The sequence below is a fragment of the Arthrobacter sp. PAMC 25486 genome (assembly GCF_000785535.1).
Taxonomy (GTDB): domain Bacteria; phylum Actinomycetota; class Actinomycetes; order Actinomycetales; family Micrococcaceae; genus Specibacter.
Genome location: NZ_CP007595.1, coordinates 1,608,072 through 1,627,367, shown reverse-complemented (window position 1 = coordinate 1,627,367; position 19,296 = coordinate 1,608,072). Strand labels below are relative to the sequence as shown.

Here is a 19,296-nt window from a genome sequence, read left to right as displayed (position 1 = left end):
TCACCGCGGTTTCCATTTTTAAGTCGACAACAGAGGAACGAAAATGCACGGAAGACGACCAGAGGCGGTGCCATTGACTCTTGAAGGAAATGGCGCAAGCAGGCTTGCTAGGGGGTGGCAGGCCGCACTGGCGAGCGCGATTGCAATCGCGCTGACTTTCGCGGCCCTCATAGGTGTTGGGGCCGGTGTGGCAGATGCTGCAACAGATGGCATCACCACGACTGTTACAGTGGGCGGTGAAATATACGACGGCAACAAGGTGGTAACCGAGGGTCAAGAGATCACCATGAAGGTCCAGTACGGCAAGGCTGTTGGTGCCGGAACCTCGGTCAAGATCAAGCTGGGTGCTCACGTCACGCTGGGGCCGGTGCCAGCTGCCAACGATGCGATTGAGTCAATCAAACCTGATCCCACGGATCCGAACAGTGTCATTCTCACCTTCAAGGACCCGTGGCCAAGCGGCACAGACCAAGGCGTCGTTGATCTAAAGTTCACAGTCAATAAGGTTGAGCGCAGCGCTCACGAAACCATCAAGTGGAACGTTGATGGAGAAGAGAGCAGCCTCGACGTTATCGTCAAGAACGATGGCGACGACTTCGCCAGCGTCAATGACGGTTCCTCCAAGTGGATATCGAATAACGGAAATCTTGGTCATTTTGTTAGCTACGATGCAGCGACCGGAAAAGTCACTCTCGCCGCAGGCGCAATTGGCGCCCCGATCAAGTACTCGCTGGCGGTTGACACCAGGGAAGCCAAACCGGGATATTCGATTGCGGATCAGCTTCCGGAAGGAATGGTCTACGATGCAGATTCATTTACCGCAACGCAAACTTCTTGGGACCCGAAGGGGCTGAACAAGGAGACAAAACCGGTCACCTTTGTACCGCCCATCTCGGGTAACACCTTCAATGGTTCGCTGGATCTGCCTGCAACGTCGAAGACGGTCATCGAGTACAAGGCCGTCCTTGCCGATGAGGCAGCCCGGGCGGCCCTTGAAGCGCAACTGCAGACCGCAGCAGACATGGTTGAAAAGACCACCGGCGGAAACTTTTCAATTTCATTGACGAACATCGCGACATTCGGTGACACGGACACCCGCGATGCGGCGGTTTCCTTCGGCGGCAAGGTCCCCGCGGATCCCGCGGCTGCGGGACCCAATACTGGCAAAGCCTTTTGGAAGAATGCTGACTGGGAAACCAAGGCCGTCAGCCCGAACGAAAACGGAGCTCTTGTTCCGCCACTGGATATCACGTACACGCTGAATACAGATCTGTCCCAATGGGACGGCAACAACGTACTGAAGACCCTGAAAAGCAATGTGGTTATCTCAGACCCGCTGCCGCCCCAAGCTCGCTGGAACACCGCGGATGCTGCATTCGTGACGGCAACTGGCATTGTTCTGGAAAAGGTTGAGCCGGTATCACCGGAGGAGTTTGCCAATGACAAATACGTAGGTAAGTACTTCGTTGATGGTCAGACGTTGTACATCAACGTTGGCAAGGACGCCTCGTTGAAGGCCTCCATTGCGGTCAAGGCCATCATCAACTCGATTGACAAGCTGAATACCGAGTGGACCAATGTTCCAGGTGAAACAAAGTATAAGTTCACCAACCGGGCCAATTGGAACTACGTGAATGGAACTGACAAGGTCAGCAACATCGGGTACGACCGGAATGCGTGGCTCACGTCCTTCACGGACAGCGACGAAGGCTTCAAAGATGACGCCTACTTCAAGAAGGAATCCACCGACAATCAGGTGGTGGTGAAACAGGATGAATCAGCCACGATTGAATACAAGTTCAGCGTGGGTGAGGGCAAGGGCGTCGATCTGACCAAGAGCAAGATCGTTGACTATGTTGACTCCAATGTCTTTGACCTGAGCGACTTGGCTGCTATCAAGGCAGGCATCACCGCCCAATATGACTGGTGGCATGAGATGGGCGGCGAGCTCTTCGACGTCTCGTTGGATGCTGACGGGAATCTCGTCATTGCATTGAATGCTGCGGGCATCGCCCTGGTCAACGATTTGGGACTGGACAAGCACTTTGAGCTGATCCTGAAGTTGGAAACCAAGCCGGTGACGGGCAAGCAGACGTTGCAGGTGAAGAACAAGGCAACCCTTTTCGGCGAAGATGACAAGGCCCTCTACTGGTCCGAGACGTCTACAACAGCAACTTCGTTTGGTGACGAGGCAGAAGTTCGCAAGGAAGTCCGGGACACGCCCAACGCTAAGTGGACGCAGAACCTGCGTGCCGAAATCGATGCCGACGGCAATCTGGTCCAGAGAAATTTTGTCTACAATGTTGCCTTGATTCCCCACGGTACGTACGACGGAGTCAAAATCTTCGACGTCGTCGATGTGTTGCCTGCAGGTGTTGAGTTCGTTGGCTTCGTTGCAGATGCAAACGTCGATGACGGTGCCAATCCGCTGACTGGCACTCAAGACTTGAACGGTAACGTCCAGGCACGCTTCGATGCACCTACGGTTGATGCGCCTTCAGGCAAGGTCGTTCTGTTCCAGAAGGAAGGGACAGTCCTTGATGCTAAGCAAGGTGAAGCTTCTGTAAACATCCTGGTTCGGATCACAGATTTCAAGGCCGATGAGGCCATCGTGAACGTCATTGGAAGCAACAAGGCCACGATCACTCCCTCTGACGGTTACCCGTTGGGAATTGCCAAGCTCAACTCGACCGATCAGACGACCGTCATTTCGGATGAGAAGGCCCATTTCCAGATCATTGATGCCGCGGGTGAAATTGTCGTTGACAATGTCTTCGTTCAGGACAATGCGCTGCGTGTTCGTGTTGATGGTGAAGTCAAGAACGTAACCGTGCGCACGCCTGGCACCTACACGGTCAAGGAAATCAAGGCACCTTCCGGCTATGCCAAGTCGGATGAAACCATTGAGATTGTTGTTGGAGCGGACGGGTCCTCGCAGGCTGCCACCTTCTACAACACGCCTGTCGACAAGTCCTATGCTGTGGGTGACTACGTGTGGGTTGATGCGGACAAGAATGGTTTGCAGGGTGATTCTGAGGTTCTTGAAGGTGTGAAGGTTACGCTTTTGAATGGTGCCGGTGAAGAAGTCGCTACGACGCATACTGATGCTGCTGGTTGGTACATGTTTGATGAGTTGCCTGCTGGTGAGTACCAGGTCAAGTTTGAGCTGACTGATGATCAGAAGAAGTTGTATAACTTCACGGTTCAGGATGCTTTGGATGCTGATGGCAATGCCAATGACGCCAAGGATTCTGATGTTGATCCGTCGACTGGTTTGACGGCGAAGTTCACCCTTGATGGGGAGAACAAGGCGTTGACGAAGGACTACGACCACGAGTTCAAGGCCTCTGAGGGTATTGACCCGACGTGGGATGCCGGCGTGGTTCTGAAGTGGACTCCGATCGAGCCGGGTATTCCTGCTCCGAAGGTTTCTGTTGGTGACTTTGTCTGGGTTGATTCCAATGGTGACGGTCGTCAGGATGAGGGTGAGCCTGGTATTGAGGGTGTTGTTCTGGATCTCTTTGGTCCGGATGGCACGACCAAGATCGGGACGACCACCACGGACAAGGATGGCAAGTACACCTTTGAGAACCTGCCGGTTCTGAAGGATGGCGAGTCCTACACGGTGACCATTGATCAGGAGAAGTCGGCTGAAGCTCTGAAGGGCTATGTTCCGACGAAGTCGGGTGCGGGTGACCGTGAGGGTGATTCCTCTGAGTGGACTGCTAAGTCTGAGGGGCTGACCAACGATGGTGACCGGGATCCGTCGCTGGACTTCGGCTTCGTGCTGAAGGCCACCCCGATCGAGCCGACCACTCCGGTCGAGCCTCCGGTGATCGAACCCACCACCCCGGTGGTTCCCCCGGTCACGGAACCCACCGAACCGACCGAACCGACCACTCCGGTGGAGCCACCGGTCACGGAGCCTGGTGTAACCACGCCGAGCGAGCCTGCCCCGAGCGAGACACCGGGTGCTGTCGCACCTAGCGAAACGCCCGTAGCAAGCGCACCCGCACCCACCACGGCACCCGCCACCGATGTCCTGTCCAACACAGGCTTCGACGGCGCGTTCCTGATGGGAATGGGTCTGCTGCTGACCCTGTTGGGAGGTGGCGCCGTGGCACTGACTGCCCGCCGCCGTCGTACATCCCCAGCACAGCACTAGGCTGAGCGCCCGCTAAACAACTGTGGCCCTGCGCCTTCCGAAAGGAGGGAGCAGGGCCACGGCTGGTTAAGAGAAGGGGCCAACATTCAGGGCTTGAGGAGGTGCTCCTGGTGCGCGATCAGGAGAGCTTCCTCCCGCGAGGCGACCCCCAGCTTCTTGTAGAGCGAGCGCAACTGGGACTTGACGGTGTTGACACTGACAAAGTGCAGGCGGGCAATCTCAGCACGGTCGCCGGTCTCGACGAGGGTGCCCAGAATCGAGCGCTCACGGGGAGTCAGGGTGATCATCGAGAGGGCATGCGGCAGCAGCCCCCGCGGCAGCACGTCCGCATGGGGCCACGGCACACCCAGTTCCTGGGCGCTCATGAGCAACAGGTGCAAATCCGGCTCCGACAGCATGACAAGGGGCCACTGGTTTTCCAGAACCGAGATGCTGCTGGAAATCCTCTCAATGTCCGCCCGGACCAATGCTGCCGGCTGCAGGTGAAGGCGTGCCACTGTGAGCAGGATCTGCGCCTCCAACGCCTGCCGCAGGGAAGTGAAGCGCAGGGGTCCGCCCAGCAGCTCCACAACCTCCCCTGGCCGGCCCATGCCGAGCCTCACACGGGCCTGCGCCACCGTCCTGGCCACACTCTTGGCGGGCAGCTTGCTCAGGGCGGACTGGGCCCCTGTGGCATTGCCACCGGCCATCAACAGCTCCGCGCGCACCACAGCGACTTCGTTCGCATCCACAGGGTTCAGCGCGGGTAGCTCCTTCTTGTTCAGGAGTGCCAGCTCCAGACGCCCGGCGGCCATCCCAGCATGCCCGCGCAACAGCTCAATGCGCGATTCGATGACACGCAGCTGCCCCCAGAACTCACTTGTGGAGGTCTCCGAAATAACCTTGTCCAAGTGCGTCGCGGCGGCGTCAGGATTCAGCTTGCCCAACTCGATCAGAGCCAGTGCCATGTTTAGCGGCGTCTGTTGGTAAAGCTCGACGGCGGGCATGTCCGGTTGGGTGGCCTGGGCAACCTCTGCGTATTTTGCCGCTGTCTGCAAATCCCCATCCACGGCGTAGCGATAGGCGAGAAGAGCTGTGGCAAAGAACGTCGCTTGCCGCGAGCCGAAGCGTTCACCAGTTGACACGGCAAGATGCAGCGCCCGGGTGGCTGCGCTGAAATCGCCAACAAAGAGCAATGACAAGCCCCAGTGGCCTAGCGCGATTGATTCGAAGATGCCAAGCTGGTCACGATCCGTAAGCGGCAGTTCTGCCAGATCTTTCAGGCCGCTGCGTGCGGACGCCGCAGCCAGCTTGAACTGCCCTGTCAGCCGTAAGGACACGGCCTGGGCTAGATTCACCGCGAGTTTTTCCTCCGGTGGCAGTGATTTACCTTGCAGCTTGGATGAAGTGAGCGCAAGGGCGAAATACTCCAAGCCCTTGAAGCGGGTGCGTTTATCCGCGATGTAAATCACACCGAGTGTCAGGGCCAAAAGCGGGTACTTCACGATTTGGGTGTTGGGAATCTTTTTTAGGGCCGCTGAAAATTCTTGGGTGGGGTCAAACAGCAGGTCCAGCCCGGACCGGACCAGCACGCTTGAGCCCAGCCGGAAGTCATTGTTGTCCAGGGCGTAGACAAAGGCCGGAAGATAGGATTCCCTGTCGAATTCGTGGGCAGCTGCCGCTGCCAACGTTGCGCTGCGACAGGCCGAGATTCCCGTGGACAGGAGCGTACTGAGAATGTCCTTGAATACGGTCGGGTATTCATAAAGGGTGGTGCCCGAACTGTCCCTTGACTCCAAGAAGCCGATTTCTTCCATTAACAGGATGTATGCGGCCACATCGCCGTCAGGGGCGACAACGCGGACCAGGTCCAGATCAAAGTGCATAAGGTTCAAGGTGGCGGCCATGAAGGCACCAACTTCCTCATCCATCCATTGGTCCAGGGATGCGACGATTTCTCGATGCATGACGGCGCTGACCTTGTGGATGACGTCGTCGGCGAAATCAACTGTGGGCTGCCGGGGTTCCTCGGATGCCCGGCGGGCGGCCTTGTGCAGGGTGGGCTTGCCCAGCAACCGCTCGTTCAGTTGGTTGCTGATGGGTTCCAACACGGTTCCAGCATGGAATTCCAGAGCCTCTTCCGGGCTGAATTGCAGCTGGGTGGGCCCCACGGCGCGAAGATCCAGGTAGCCGGAAATCTGTGCCTGTTCAATCGCCAGAGCGGACCGGGCAGTGATGACATTGCTCAGCTCCGGGGCACTTTTGAGGAGTCTCAGCAATCCGTGTGCCACCCCGGTGCCCTGGACCCAGTGGAAATCTTCAAGGATCAAGGTGAATGGTGTGGCATCCTTGAGCAATGCTGTCAGGTGGCTGATCGGGGAGACGGAAAAATCCGGATCGTCGGGTGGCATGTTTGGAAGGCCCAGATGGCTACTCAAAGCATCATGCAGCTGGAGCCAGAATTGTTCGGCTGTGGCGATGTGCTGTGCCACGTGCAGCCACAGGAGGTCCTTGTTGGTGTCGGCAGCCCATTGCCGCAACGCCACGGACTTGCCGCTCCTGTAAGACGCGCGCACTATGCACAGGGGATCTGACGTCGCCGCGTTCAGAAGTGCCATGACTCGTGGCCGCGCCATGGTCGAATGGCTGTTGAGCCCTCGCGGCGTGTAGATGCTCGCCGTGCTGCCGTAAGTATGGTCCGCCACGTTCATTCGACGACTTGTTTCCTTCCCCAGTGTAAAACCAATTCGATCGACCAGTCCCGCGCCGCACTCTCATTGCATTGCCGAGGGCTTTACTGCATAGTGATCGGAAGCTTGCAGAATTTTCTCGTGAAGCTCAGACAAAGGTGAGGATGCTCGGGAATCACCCTTGGATCGAGCCTACTTTAGCTTGGAATTGCAGTGTTAGCCAGATGGCTAACTGTAAGCGGACGAGAGGCCGACTGAGCGCTCTGACGTCACTCGACAATGACTGGAATGCCGCTTTTGGCGCCGGGGCCCGACATCTACGGGCAGAATCGGCGTGACGGGCGGAGTGTAAATAATGCGGACACACGCCTTGCATGGTCAGACTGCCAAGCAGGCTGTTAAATAAACTGAGTGGTGGACCGGCTCTTACGCCGAACCACCACTCACCCCCAAAGGATTGCGTTTTTCGTTTTGGCAAACGTTGTTCACACATTCATTATTATGACAGAACTAATGGAAAAGTGCACATTCCAATTTTTGCGGAACCCGCCGGGCAGTTTTCTACTGTACGGCTTTGGGGCGCATGGGTCTGCGGATGAACGAGAGCCACACCAAGGACAAGCCAGCGGCGATACAAAGAATTGCGCTGAATGAGACCAGCTTCAGGACCGCGTAGTTGGTGTTGGGGGCTAGCTGGAGGGGCACAGTGGCCAGGACCAGAACGAAGCCAATGCACATGAGCAATGCTGAGGCCCTGTCAAGGACCGGGCGCCGCGAGCAGACGGCCCTGGCTGTGGGGATCACCACGCAAGCCGCTGCGTAGGCCATGTACGCCATGCCAAACCACATGTAGGCGGCGAGTGCGGGCTCGTGCTCCAGCTCTGACAGCCCGGTGCTTGACGAGGCCTTTTGGGACACGAAGAAGCTGATACAGATGCCCAGCGAGCAGAATGCCAAAACGGCTATTCCCACCGGGCCCCGGACAAGTTTTCGGGCCAACGGCGAGTTGTAGGCGGCAGCAACCTTGGCAGCCAGAAGGAAGAATGCGGCAAACAAGCTCAGGCGTAAGATGACATTTGCCAGGTTGATGCCGCCCAGCAACGCATCGACGGGTAGGTAAATGGCGGGGATGCTCAGGCCGACGCACAGCGACGTCATGGCGAAAATCCAAAAAAGGCCGCGATTTCGGCCTTTCAGCATGGCTGGAATCCGCCAAGCCGTGCACGCCAGGCACGCAATGAGTGCTGCCCATTGCACAGTTGATGTCATCCCAGGTTCTCCCAAATACTCCGCACAGCAGCGGTGTCGTCTTCTGACCGGCGCATGGCACGGCCCAATATTTCAAGTCGGTGTGACACCGTCAGGACCAGCACACTGTTAGGGGTGTCCCGCAAAGCTCGTTCCCTGGACTGTGGTTCCCAACCGGCTTCAACCGGCGAGAGGAAACCTGTGGCTACCAACCCGTTGGTCAGGCCGACTCCGGCAATTCGGGCGCTTTCTATGGCCAGCTCCGCGGTGAGCCTGTTGGCCGTGATTTGTGCCGATAAATTCTGCGGTGCAATGTCAGCCTGCCGGGCGACCTTCTGGCGCAGCTCTGTGGTGTCAACGGCATCCAGCCACGTGCGTACCGAGGAGGTGTGATGAGACGGGGAAAGTGTCAACTGAGGTGACGTGGTTGACGATTCCGCAGCAGCATGGCGGTTCAGGATTTCTTGCAGCAAATCGGTATCGGCGATTTGGCTCAGTGCTTCCGCTTGGGTTGGCGCCTTGATTCCAGTGGCAAGGTCCTCAAACTGCGGGAATTCAGTTAAGGTGGTGACCACCTGCAGACCCAGCGAACGGCTCACCGCGGCAACTGTGGCCAACGAGACCCGCCCGCGCACCAGCTGTTGGGCCAGCGTCGAACGTTTAATGCCGGCCGCGCGGCACAAAGCCGCCTGGCTCGTGGAGCCGGCCACGGAAGTGAGCCAGTGCTGGAAATTTTTTGCTGAAACGCTCACGCCGTGAAGCCTACTCGATGGAAGGCCCCCACGCTAAGTGCCACCGGGTGGGGCGTTGCGGCCTTAGCCATCCTGGGAGTCGACGATGCCAATGAATCGGCTCCCCACGCCGTCGTACTGGCTGCGACGCAGACCTGCCTCAGGGTCAGGCAGCTCACTGTCGTCATGGAAGTCGCAGATGACATAGGTGAATTCCGGCCACCACTTCTTGGGCCGGGCAACTTCCAGGAAATCGCACAGGTAGCAGCGCAAATCCACCCACACGGGGCGCTTGCCCGTGGAATTGGCCCGCGACTGCGCCAGCCATGCCGGGGGGTTGGTATCCAGGTCGGCAACCTCGGCGGCGCTCATGCGGGAGGGGATGCCGTTGCGGGCGGCCATTTCCGGGGGAATGTTCAGGGCCTGGGCCATCTGGCGGCGATTCAGTGATGTGCGGGGGGAAGAGTTGTTAGCCATGTTCTTCTAAGGATAGATCCCAGCATGATGGCTGGCGATTCGCCGCAGCCTCCAGGGCTGCTGGGTGGCACCGGACGGGTGGTTTGGCGGGGTGAGAATGGCCACAGCCCGAGACTTTCCTCCTTGGATTTGAGCCATTTTTGCCGAGTTTGCAGCAAAAATGAAAGTCATACCCTATGCTGTGGGAAAACAACAGGGAATTCAGGGCGCATTTTCAGCTTTCAGGGGCTAGTATGGGGCGCTGAAAGACCACACCCCATATCACGAGCAGTTCAGGAGTTTGAAAACCGCATGGCAACGGATTACGACGCACCCCGCAACAAGGATGAAGACCACGAGACAGAGTCGCTGCAGGCGCTCCAGGTTCAGCGTGGCGGTGCACAGACGGCACACATTGACGTCGAAGACTCGGACACGGCCGAAGGCACGGACCTTCCCGGTGCCGATCTCTCCAACGAAGAGCTCATCATCCAGGTCATCCCGGCCCAGGACGACGAGTTCACCTGCTCTTCCTGCTTCCTCGTCCGCCACCGCAGCCAGGTGGCCCGCGAGAAGAACGGCTTGCTGTACTGCAAGGACTGTGAAGGCTAAATAGCAGTGGGGATCATGGGCGCACGCGTGCAGGAGCTATTGGATACCTTCGCGGCGCCCGGTGCCAATGCGGCTGAACTGTTGTGTGATCGGCATCCCGCCGAGGCCACGGCGTTCACCGTCATTGATGCCGAACTGAACTTCGTTGATATTAGCTACGGCGAGCTGCGGGAGAAGTCCACGCAGTTCGCCGCTGCTTTAACCGCCCTGGGCGTGCGGCGCGGCGATCATGTTGCCACGCTGATGGGCAAGTCCGCCGAGCTGGTCATCGCGCTGCTCGGCATCTGGCGCCTGGGCGCCGTGGATGTTCCCCTTTTTACGGCCTTCGCCCACGACGCCATCGCCTTCCGGCTGCAGTCCAGCGGTGCGCAGCTGGTGATTTGCGACGCCGACCAGCGTCGCAAGCTCGTCCCTCCCGGCGAGATTCCCACCGACGCGTCGCTGCCGGTCATTGTGGCCCGTGGTGAGGCCTTTGGCTACGACCACTCCTTTGCCGAGCTGCTGGCAGGGACCTCCGCTCTGTTTTCCTCGGATTCTCCGGATTCCTCCGGTTCTTCAGGGGAGTCCGACGGCGGATTGCCCACCATTGCCGGTTTGTCGAACGACGGCGGTTCCGTCGCCGTGGGCGGCGATGGCGCCCTGGTGCAGTTGTTCACCTCCGGGACCACCGGCACACCCAAGGGCGTTCCGATTCCGTTGCGCGCCGTGGCCTCCTTTGTTGGCTATCACCGATTTGGCCTTGATGTTCGCGCTGACGACGTCTTTTGGAACATGGCCGATCCCGGCTGGGCCTACGGACTGTACTTCGCGCTGCTGGCACCCATGGCTGCCGGCGACCGGTCGCTGCTCCTGTCCGCCGGGTTCAGTGCGGACCTGACCTGGGCCGTCATGGAGAAGTTCGCCGTCACAAACTTTGCCGCCGCGCCCACCGTGTACCGTTCGCTGCGCGCCGGATCGGCGCCCGGCGCCGGCCATGCATTGCGGCGGGCCTCAAGTGCCGGAGAGCCGCTGACCCCTGACGTCATTTCCTGGGGCCGTGACGCCTTCGGCCTAGAAGTGCACGACCACTACGGCCAAACAGAACTTGGCATGGTCGCCGGAAACGCCTGGGCGGACGGACTCCAAGAGGATCTACGGCCCGGTTCCATGGGGGAGCCGTTGCCGGGATGGAGCGTGGACGTACTTTCTGAGGACTCCGACGCTTCCGCTCCCGACGGTGAATCCGGACGCATCGCCGTCAACGTGCTCAAGAGCCCCTTCATGTGGTTTGACGCTTATGTGGCTGCGCCGGAGAAAACGGCCGAGCGCTTCAGCGAAGGTGGCGAGTGGTACCTCACCGGCGATTCCGGGCGCCGCGACGCCGACGGCTACATTTACTTCTCCTCACGCGACGACGACGTCATCATTATGGCCGGTTACCGCATCGGGCCCTTCGACGTTGAGTCTGTCTTGGTGACACATCCACGCGTCGCTGAGGCGGCCGTGATCGGCACCCCGGACGAGATCCGCGGCGAAGTCCTTGAAGCGTATGTTGTGCTGCGTGATGCCTCGGAGGGTTCCGAAGAGCTCGTTGCCGAGCTGCAACGGCTGGTGAAGGACAAGTTTGCTGCCCACGCCTACCCGCGCCGGGTTCATTTTGTCCCGGAACTGCCTAAAACGCCCAGCGGCAAGGTGCAGCGTTTCATCCTGCGTGCCCAACGCGCAGAAACCCCAACCCATAGTCGCCCCGCGCCTTAGCCGCGCCATCGAGCCGGAACCGGGTGCAGTCATTGGGGTCCAAAGCCACGCTCACAGGGTTGCCCGGCCGCAGCGGAATCGTGTGGGCCAACGAGCGGCCCCGGCAGAACACGCCGTCAGGGCTGCGCCACTCAAACTCGGTGGCCCTGAAGCCGGACGGAATCGCCACGCCCTGCACGAGCGGCCACTTGCTGCTCCCCGGCTTGTGAATGACGATTCCCACGGTCAGGAAAACAATACCCAGGATCAGCGGGGTGGCTGCAAAAACGGCATCGTTGCGGGCATTCACGCAGGCTACCAATATTTTAGGAGCTGCCCGAGCTGCCCGAGCTGCCGGAGCGGCCGGAGCCGCCGGGCTGCCGAGCCTCAGCGCTGCAAGGGGCGCAGGCCTGCGGTGGTCGCTAATTGTCTGCGTAGTGTTCGCTCATCAGGGAGCCGCCGGTGACGTCCTGCACGGTGCACTCCGGGTGTGTTCCCACGGAAGACAGCCACAGCGAGGCGGCAACCTCATCACCCAAGGTGAGGGGTCCGGCGTCGTGCTTAGAATCCGGAACATCAGCCAGGCGGACCTGGCAGCCGGCACCGAAAGGGGGCCTGTCAAGGACGGTGAGCTGCGTGTCGAGGCCGATGCCCAGTGTTTCCAGATGGCGCAAAAGCTCGGGGTCATGGTCGCTGATGCGCGAAATGCGGCCGGTGTGGCCGGCATCGAGCTCGTCGAGGCGGTGCGAGCGGACCATGGTGATGCGGCCGGTGGCATCCGGGATCGGGTCGCCGTGAGGGTCGCGGGTGGGGTGGCCGAGCTTGGTGCTCATCCGCTCGATAAAGTGCTCTGAAACGGCGTGTTCCAGCTGTTCCGCCTCTTCGTGGACCTCGTCCCAGGTGTAGCCGAGCTCGCGGACCAGGTAGGTCTCGAGGAGCCGGTGCCGCCGGACCATGGCCAGCGCGAGGGTCAGGCCCTGCGGGGTCAGGTGGATGGGGCTGTAGGGCTGGTGGTCCACGAGGCCCTGGTCCTTGAGCTTGCGAACCATCTCGGAGACCGAGGAATTCGCGACGCCGAGCCGGGTAGCCAGAACGCTCGAGGTGATCGGCTTGTCCTGCCACTCCGTATAGGCGTAGATGACCTTCACGTAGTCTTCGATGCTGGAGGATGTGGCAGTTTGTTTCACATCCCCAACCCTACCCGCTAGGCCTGCCCCGTGAAGGTCAGCCACAGCAGCAGTGCGTTCAGTGCCACGATCAGGACCACGCTGATGAGTGCGGCCAGGCGCAGGGGGAGGCCGTCGTGGTGTTCACCCATGACCTTTTTGCTGGCGGTCAGGCGCAGCAGCGGGATCAGGGCGAAGGGGATGCCGAAGCTGAGCACGATCTGGCTCACGATTAGCGCCCAGGTGGGGTCCACGCCCACCGAAAGCAGGATGATGGCCGGGATGAGGCTGACCATGCGCCTCATTTGCAGCGGAATGCGCACGTGCAGGAGGCCGTTCATGATGGTGGCCCCGGCGTAGGCTCCCACCGAAGTTGACGCGAGCCCCGATGCCAGCAGGCCCACGGCAAAGACAACGCCGATCACCGGCCCCAGGCTGTCCACGATGGCCGTGTGGGCGCCTTCAATGGAGTCGGTTCCCGAAACCCCGCCCAGTGTTGAGGCGGCCAGCAGCAGCATGCCGATGTTGACGGCGCCGGCCAGGATCAAGGCCAGCACGACGTCGAGCCTGGTCGCCTTCAGAATCTTCCGCAGGCGCGCCGGGGTGCTGCGGGCGTCCGGGTGCCGGTCCTTGGACAGCTGGGAATGCAGGTAAATGGCGTGTGGCATGACCGTTGCCCCGAGCATGCCCGCGGCGAGCATGACGGAGTTGCTGCCTTCGAAGCGGGGGATGAGGCCGCCGGCGACGCCTGCCGGATCGGGCGGGCTGAGGACCAAGCCGGTGAGGAATCCGATGGTGATGATGACGAGCAGGAAGATGATGATTGATTCGAAGTGCCGCTGCCCGTGGCGGTTTTGGACGGTCAGCAGGGCCATGGAGGCGATGCCCACAATCAAGCCACCCACGGGGAGTGGGATCTGGAACAGCAGGTGCAGGGCGATGGCGCCGCCCACCACTTCGGCCAGGTCGGTGGCCATGGCGACCACTTCGGCCTGCAACCAGTACAGTCGCCGGCTTCTTGTTTTGAAGCGTTGGCCCAGGTGCTCCGGCAGGGATTTTCCTGTCACGACTCCGAGCTTGGCTGACTGGTACTGGACCAGCATGGCCATGACGTTGGCGGCAACCAGCACCCAGACCAGCAGGTAGCCATACGTTGCTCCGGAGGTGAGGTTGGCGGCCACATTGCCCGGGTCAACGTAGGCAATGGCGGCAACGAAGGCCGGGCCAAGCAGCAGAAACAGTCCGCCACGATTCTTCCGCAGCGGTTTTTTCTTGACAGTGTCGAGCACAATGCCACCCTCGTGTTGCCTAATACCATAATTTCGGTATACCGAAATCATAGGCGCAACGACGTTCCGCTGTCGAGGCGGGTGCTGCGGGGTGCTGCTTACAACTTCCGGGTGCGCCAGGTCTGTGTCAGATATGGCAATTTCAGCTGTTCGCCGGGCACATGACCCAAATGGTCGAAGAGGTACCACCTCAAGTTGTCCATGACCTTGGCTCGGATGGGTTCCGCGGCCTTAAGGTAGTAACTGCGTGACTTGGCCAGCTCCATGATGTCCTCCGGCGTCAGCACCTGCACCCAGCCGGTGAGGTGCGGCTCGGCTGGGCTGAACTCCGGCCCGATGGTGGGGCGGAAATCCGGCTTGTGTACATCGCCGGCATGCATGATCCGGGCCAAGCGGTGGACCCAGGGGAGTTCGACGTCGAGCTGATTCCACACCAGCCCCAACGTTCCCTGCGGGCGCAGCACCCGCGCAATCTCGGTGCTGGCCGCGATGGGATCGCACCAATGCCAGGCCTGGGCCACGACCGCTAAGTCGGCGGATTCACCAGGCAGCTCGAGGTGCTCGGCGGTGCCTTCGAGGGTGGTGGCCTGGGGGAGGTCCGCTGAAAGTTGGGCGAGCATGTCCGCGGAGGGGTCGACTGCGGTGATGTTCCAGCCGTGCCGCGCCAGCAACTGCGTGTATTTGCCGGTGCCAGCACCAATGTCCAGGGCATCGCGGACCGGCAGGGCCTGACTGTCGCCGGCAGATTGCAGCAGCCAGTCAAGGGAGTCTTGGGGATACCCGGGGCGGACCTTGTGATAGTGGTCCCCGCCCTCAAGGAATGCGGCAGCCATGTGCCTGCGCCGTTCCGCGTCGAAGACCGGTCCGCCAATGCCCGCCATGTGTGCTCCTGAAAAGTTGTGCCGCTTGCTGCCGGTTGCTGCCGCTCAACTTTACCGTCTACCTAACCCTCGCTCACATATGGGGCGGTTTCCAAGGACCCTCGCTCACATAAGGGGCTTTTTCGCCCGACGCTCGCTCATTCAACTGCAGCTTTGCTCGGGTTCTTGAGAGCGCGGTATCACCTGGTGATACCGCGTCGGGAAGAAACGGGAGGAAACGCCCCGTAGGTGAGCGAGCGTTGGGGAAAAGTGCCCCGTATGTGAGCGAGCGTCTGAAGGGGAGGGGGTGGGTCAGTCGCTGGTGGTGCAGGGGGCGGCGCCGGCCGTGCCCGGCGTGTTCGGCGCCCAGTGGGGGTAGCTACGGTTGTCGTTGGCGGGAACCCAGCGGCCGGCGTCAACCACATAGTCCCAGCCGAGTCCGCCACCCAACAGTGCCGCGATGCCGTCGATCAGGCGCTGGGCGTCCTCGAGCCGGGATCCCACGCCGAAGCTGGCGCGCAGCGAACCGGCGGGCAGGCCCAGGCGGTTTAGCAGCGGGTGGGCACAGAATTTTCCGTCGCGCACGCCCACGCCGTGTTCGGCGGAGAGGTATGCGGCGGCCAATCCGGCGTCGTACCCGGTGACCGAGAAATTCACGACGCCGATGCTGCCGCAACCCGGGTAGACTGACGCATCGCTGAACAGCGAGTGGACGGTGACGCCGTCGAGCTTGTTGAGCCCGTCGACGAGGTGGGCGCGCAGGAGCTGTTCGTGGTTGTGCCAGTCGTCGGCGTCCAGCGCGGCCAGCACGGAGGCGGCCCTGGCCAGGGTTGCGGCGCCCAGAACGTTGGGGGAGCCGGCCTCGTGGCGGGCAGGGCCATCGGTCCAGCTGGTGGATTCGAGGCGGACTTCCTTCACGGCGCCGCCGCCGGCCAGGTGTGGGGCGCCGGCGTCGAGCCAGTCTGCGCGGCCCACGAGGACGCCCGCGCCGAAGGGTGCGTAGAGCTTGTGTCCGGAGAACGCCAGGTAGTCGATGCCGCTGGCGGCCAAATCGATGCGGCGGTGCGGGGCCAGCTGGGCGGCGTCCACCACAATGCGGGCGCCGAACTGGTGGGCCAGGGCGGCAAGCTCGGCCACGGGCAGCACCTCGCCTGTGACATTTGAGGCGCCGGTGACGGCCAGCAGCACGATGTTTCCGGCGCGCAGCTGGGTCTCCACGCGGGACAATGTGGCGGCGATGGAGTCCGCCGCAACCACCGAACGGTGCGGCAGCGCCTGCCACGGCAGCAGGTTGGCGTGGTGTTCGATGTCCAGGTACAGCACCTCGCCGTGGGCGTTGGAGCGGCCCTCGGTGAAGCCGCGCTGCTTCAGGATGGACTCGACGCAGCCGGCCAGCAGATTCAGGGAGTCGGTGGTGTTGCGCGTGAAGATGACGGTGTCGTCGGCGCGGGCGCCCACAAAATCGGCCACAATCCGGCGGGCATTCTCATACACCGAGGTGCTGACCTGCGAGGCGTATCCGGCCCCGCGGTGCACGCTGGCGTAGTAGGGCAGGACCTCGTTCAGATGTGCCGCAACCTCTGCAACGGCCGGGGCAGATGCCGCATAATCAAGGTTGGCGTACCGCACATGCCCACCCTGAATCAGCGGCGCAGCCAGATCCTGGCCCACCACGGGCAGCAGCGGTTTGGCGATCAGGGAAAGGGTTTCAAGGGGTGCAGATTCCAGCAGGGCATGGCTCATGAGAAATTCCTTCGACGAAGGACCCTTTGGCTGCCAAGGAGTCCGCGCTTGCCAAGACCGAACAGGTCTGGCCAGGTCGTCACCCGGGGCACCCCGCCGCGAAAGGAGGGTTGCCGGCCAGCAAACCGGGGTTTAGCGCTGGCACTCGTGACCTATGCACAAGAGATTAGCCCAAGTTCCCCGCTTTCGCATTTGTTACGAAGCGTTTCGTCACCCTTCCGGGCCCCAGCGCAAGGCAACGAAAAAGAACGACGGCGGGAGGCCGCCGTCGTTCTTAACCCACCTGTGCTTCTGGGTCGCCACAGGCACTTCGTCAGGCGTGGTGATCAGCCCAGCAGATCATCCCAGGTGGGGTTCAGGCGCTGCAAAACCTCGGTGTGCAGGATGGAGTTGGTGGCCAGGGCGTTGCCGCCATACGGGCCGTCGGCGCCCTCGAGTGAGGTGAAGCGCCCGCCGGCTTCCTGCACGATCGGGACCAGGGCGGCCATGTCGTAGAGGTTGAGTTCGGGCTCGCAGGCGATGTCCACGCTGCCCTCGGCGACCATGCAGTACGACCAGAAGTCGCCGTACGCGCGGGTGCGCCAGACGTCGTCCGTGAGCGAGATGAACTCGTCGCGGTTGCCGCGTTCCTTCCAGCCGGTCAGCGAGGAGTAAGACAGTGAGGCGTCCTTGAGCTCGGCCACGTTGGAGACGCGGATGCGGGTGGCAGCGGCGAGCGACTTGCCCATGTACGCGCCGGTGCCGGTTGCGGCCCACCAACGTTTGCCCAGTGCGGGGGCGCTGACCAGTCCGACGACCGGAACGCCGTCGTCAACGAGGGAGATGAGGGTGGCCCAGACGGGGACGCCGCGGACAAAGTTCTTCGTGCCGTCGATGGGGTCGATGACCCAGCGCCGTGAACCGTGCCCGCTGCTGCCGAACTCCTCGCCCAGCACTGCATCGCGCGGGCGGACCCGGGCGAGCTGGCTGCGGATGGACTCCTCGGCGGCCTTGTCGGCATCCGTGACAGGTGTCAGGTCGGGCTTGGTTTCAACTGCCAGGTCAAGGGCCTTGAAGCGGGACATGGTCAGGGAGTCCACGCTGTCAGCCAGGACATGGGCCAGGCGGAGATCGTCGTTGTACGTCTGGGGTTGGATCGTCATATGCCTCACGCTATCGTGATTTCGCGCAAACACTGGCCAGGGCACAGCCCGTGATCTTAGGCGCACGACTGGGGTGCAGTGGCGCGTATGCGTTCACACGTCAAAACTCATCCGCACAACTCGGTGTGAGTGGTGCGGATGAGTGCCTATACGCACAACCGGAGTTGAGTGGTGCGTATACGTTCACGGGCAGAGGCCCTGGCACCTTTGACTGCAAATGGTGGGCAGAAGCCAAGTGCGCCGCGGGCGGGTGGGCCAAGCGTTCCAAGCTGCGCAGAACTCACGGTGAGTGTGCCGCAGAACACTGTTGTGCGGCACACCGGGCGTGGGTCCTGGGCAGCTTGGGACAGCTGGAGGCCTGTGTGTGGGAACGCGGCTCTCAGGACGTTGCGCCGAGTTCCTTCTCCGCGGCGCGTCCTTCCGTCCGGTCGCTGGTACCGAGGAGGCGGCGCAACGACGCAAGGCGGGCGGGTCCGGCGTCGCCCGCGTTCCCGGCGGCAACGTAAGGGTCCAGGCCGCAGTTGACGGCGGCACTGTCATGCTTGCAGCCGCGTTCGCAGTTCTCGGTGCCGGGCTGCAGATCGGGGAAGGCCTGCAAAATCCGGTCCGCATCCACATGGGCCAGGCCGAAGGAACGGATGCCGGGGGTGTCGATGATCCACGAGCCGGGCGCCCCATCCTGCAATTGCAGCGCCAGCGCCGAGGAGGAGGTGTGGCGGCCGCGGCCGGTGACGGCATTGACGCCGCCGGTGGCGCGCTGCGAGCCGGTCAAGGCGTTTACCATGGTGGACTTGCCCACGCCGGAGTGGCCCACCAGGACGGAGACCTTGCCGTCGAGGTAGCCGTGCAACTGCTCGACGGCGCCACCGGCCAGCAGGGCGGAATCTCCGTCGTCGCTGCGGGCGTCGATGCCTGATGCGCCGTCGGCGGCCGTGCGGCTGATGATGACGGTCATGTCCAGGTGCTCATAGTTGGCGAGCAGCTCGGCCGGGTCCTTGATGTCGGTTTTCGTGATGAGCAGCAGCGGCTCAATGCCTGAATCGTAGGCGGCCACGAGGGCGCGGTCGATGAAGCCGGTGCGCGGTTCGGGGTTGGCTGCGGCCACCACAATGACCAGCTGGTCCGCGTTGGCCACCACCACCCGCTCTACCGGATCGGTGTCATCTGCGCTGCGGCGCAGCAACGTGCGGCGCTCCTCCACCCGGACCAGCCTGGCCAGGGTGTCGGGATTGCCGGAGGTGTCGCCCACGAGCGCCACGAAGTCCCCGGCCACCACAGGGTTGCGCCGCAGCTCCCTGGCCCGTGCCGCGATCAGGGTGCGCTGCGTGGGCAGGTCCTCATCCACGATGGCTGTGTAGCGTCCGCGGTCAACAGTGATGATCCGGCCAATGACCGCGTCCTCATAGGCTGGCCGGTCCTTGGTGCGCGGACGGCTGCCCTTCTTGTTGGCCCGCACGCGGACATCGGATTCGTCCCAGTTGCTGTAATCCCGTGCCATG

General features: G+C 61.6%; 14 protein-coding genes and 1 riboswitch. Of the genes, 3 read left to right on the top strand and 11 right to left on the bottom strand.

Annotated elements, in window-relative coordinates; genetic code table 11:
- Positions 1-73 precede the first annotated feature (73 nt).
- On the top strand, positions 74-4,165 hold the full coding sequence (locus art_RS07375; protein ID WP_162182042.1) for an SdrD B-like domain-containing protein: 4,092 nt from the start codon (positions 74-76) through the stop codon (positions 4,163-4,165).
- A gap of 86 nt (positions 4,166-4,251) precedes the next feature.
- Here the strand turns inward: art_RS07375 and art_RS22915 are convergent, their stop codons facing one another.
- From art_RS22915 to art_RS07355, 4 genes are all read right to left on the bottom strand, one after another.
- Positions 4,252-6,690, bottom strand: a complete 2,439-nt coding sequence (locus art_RS22915; RefSeq protein ID WP_038463550.1) for a LuxR C-terminal-related transcriptional regulator — start codon at positions 6,688-6,690, stop codon at positions 4,252-4,254.
- A gap of 705 nt (positions 6,691-7,395) precedes the next feature.
- A complete protein-coding gene (locus art_RS07365; RefSeq protein ID WP_157875191.1) occupies positions 7,396-7,992 on the bottom strand; it encodes a hypothetical protein in 597 nt (198 codons plus the stop codon).
- A 107-nt stretch (positions 7,993-8,099) separates the two neighbouring features.
- Entirely contained in the window at positions 8,100-8,834 is a 735-nt protein-coding gene (locus tag art_RS07360; RefSeq protein ID WP_038463544.1) for a hypothetical protein, read from the bottom strand.
- 63 nt (positions 8,835-8,897) lie between these two features.
- A complete protein-coding gene (locus tag art_RS07355) occupies positions 8,898-9,290 on the bottom strand; it encodes a hypothetical protein (RefSeq protein WP_038463541.1) in 393 nt (130 codons plus the stop codon).
- A 291-nt stretch (positions 9,291-9,581) separates the two neighbouring features.
- On the opposite strand from art_RS07355, the gene art_RS07350 reads away from it, so the two are divergent.
- Positions 9,582-9,881: a DUF4193 domain-containing protein gene (locus art_RS07350; protein WP_038463539.1), complete on the top strand. Its 300-nt coding sequence runs from the start codon at positions 9,582-9,584 to the stop codon at positions 9,879-9,881.
- Between the two features lie 15 nt (positions 9,882-9,896).
- The gene (locus art_RS07345) at positions 9,897-11,618 is read left to right on the top strand and encodes an AMP-binding protein (protein WP_052136108.1); all 1,722 of its coding nucleotides are present in this window, start codon (positions 9,897-9,899) and stop codon (positions 11,616-11,618) included.
- Here the strand turns inward: art_RS07345 and art_RS07340 are convergent.
- The 7 genes from art_RS07340 to rsgA all read right to left on the bottom strand — a co-directional run bounded on the left by art_RS07340 (position 11,563) and on the right by rsgA (position 19,295).
- Entirely contained in the window at positions 11,563-11,907 is a 345-nt protein-coding gene (locus art_RS07340; protein ID WP_038463537.1) for a hypothetical protein, read from the bottom strand. The two genes, art_RS07345 and art_RS07340, sit on opposite strands and share 56 nt — an antisense overlap.
- Before the next feature lie 112 nt (positions 11,908-12,019).
- Complete coding sequence (locus tag art_RS07335; protein WP_038463535.1) at positions 12,020-12,784, bottom strand: metal-dependent transcriptional regulator; 765 nt, start codon at positions 12,782-12,784, stop codon at positions 12,020-12,022.
- A gap of 17 nt (positions 12,785-12,801) precedes the next feature.
- On the bottom strand, positions 12,802-14,052 hold the full coding sequence (locus art_RS07330) for an Nramp family divalent metal transporter (RefSeq protein ID WP_253901513.1): 1,251 nt from the start codon (positions 14,050-14,052) through the stop codon (positions 12,802-12,804).
- A gap of 98 nt (positions 14,053-14,150) precedes the next feature.
- Positions 14,151-14,933, bottom strand: a complete 783-nt coding sequence (locus art_RS07325) for a class I SAM-dependent methyltransferase (protein WP_038463533.1) — start codon at positions 14,931-14,933, stop codon at positions 14,151-14,153.
- A 291-nt stretch (positions 14,934-15,224) separates the two neighbouring features.
- On the bottom strand, positions 15,225-16,655 hold the full coding sequence (locus art_RS07320; RefSeq protein WP_038463531.1) for an aminotransferase class V-fold PLP-dependent enzyme: 1,431 nt from the start codon (positions 16,653-16,655) through the stop codon (positions 15,225-15,227).
- A gap of 39 nt (positions 16,656-16,694) precedes the next feature.
- Positions 16,695-16,808: riboswitch (SAM riboswitch) on the bottom strand.
- A 173-nt stretch (positions 16,809-16,981) separates the two neighbouring features.
- A complete protein-coding gene (gene hisN / locus art_RS07315) occupies positions 16,982-17,797 on the bottom strand; it encodes a histidinol-phosphatase (RefSeq protein ID WP_038463529.1) in 816 nt (271 codons plus the stop codon).
- Positions 17,798-18,176: 379 nt separating this feature from the next.
- Complete coding sequence (gene rsgA, locus art_RS07310) at positions 18,177-19,295, bottom strand: ribosome small subunit-dependent GTPase A (protein ID WP_038463527.1); 1,119 nt, start codon at positions 19,293-19,295, stop codon at positions 18,177-18,179.
- Between the last annotated feature and the right edge of the window lies 1 nt (position 19,296).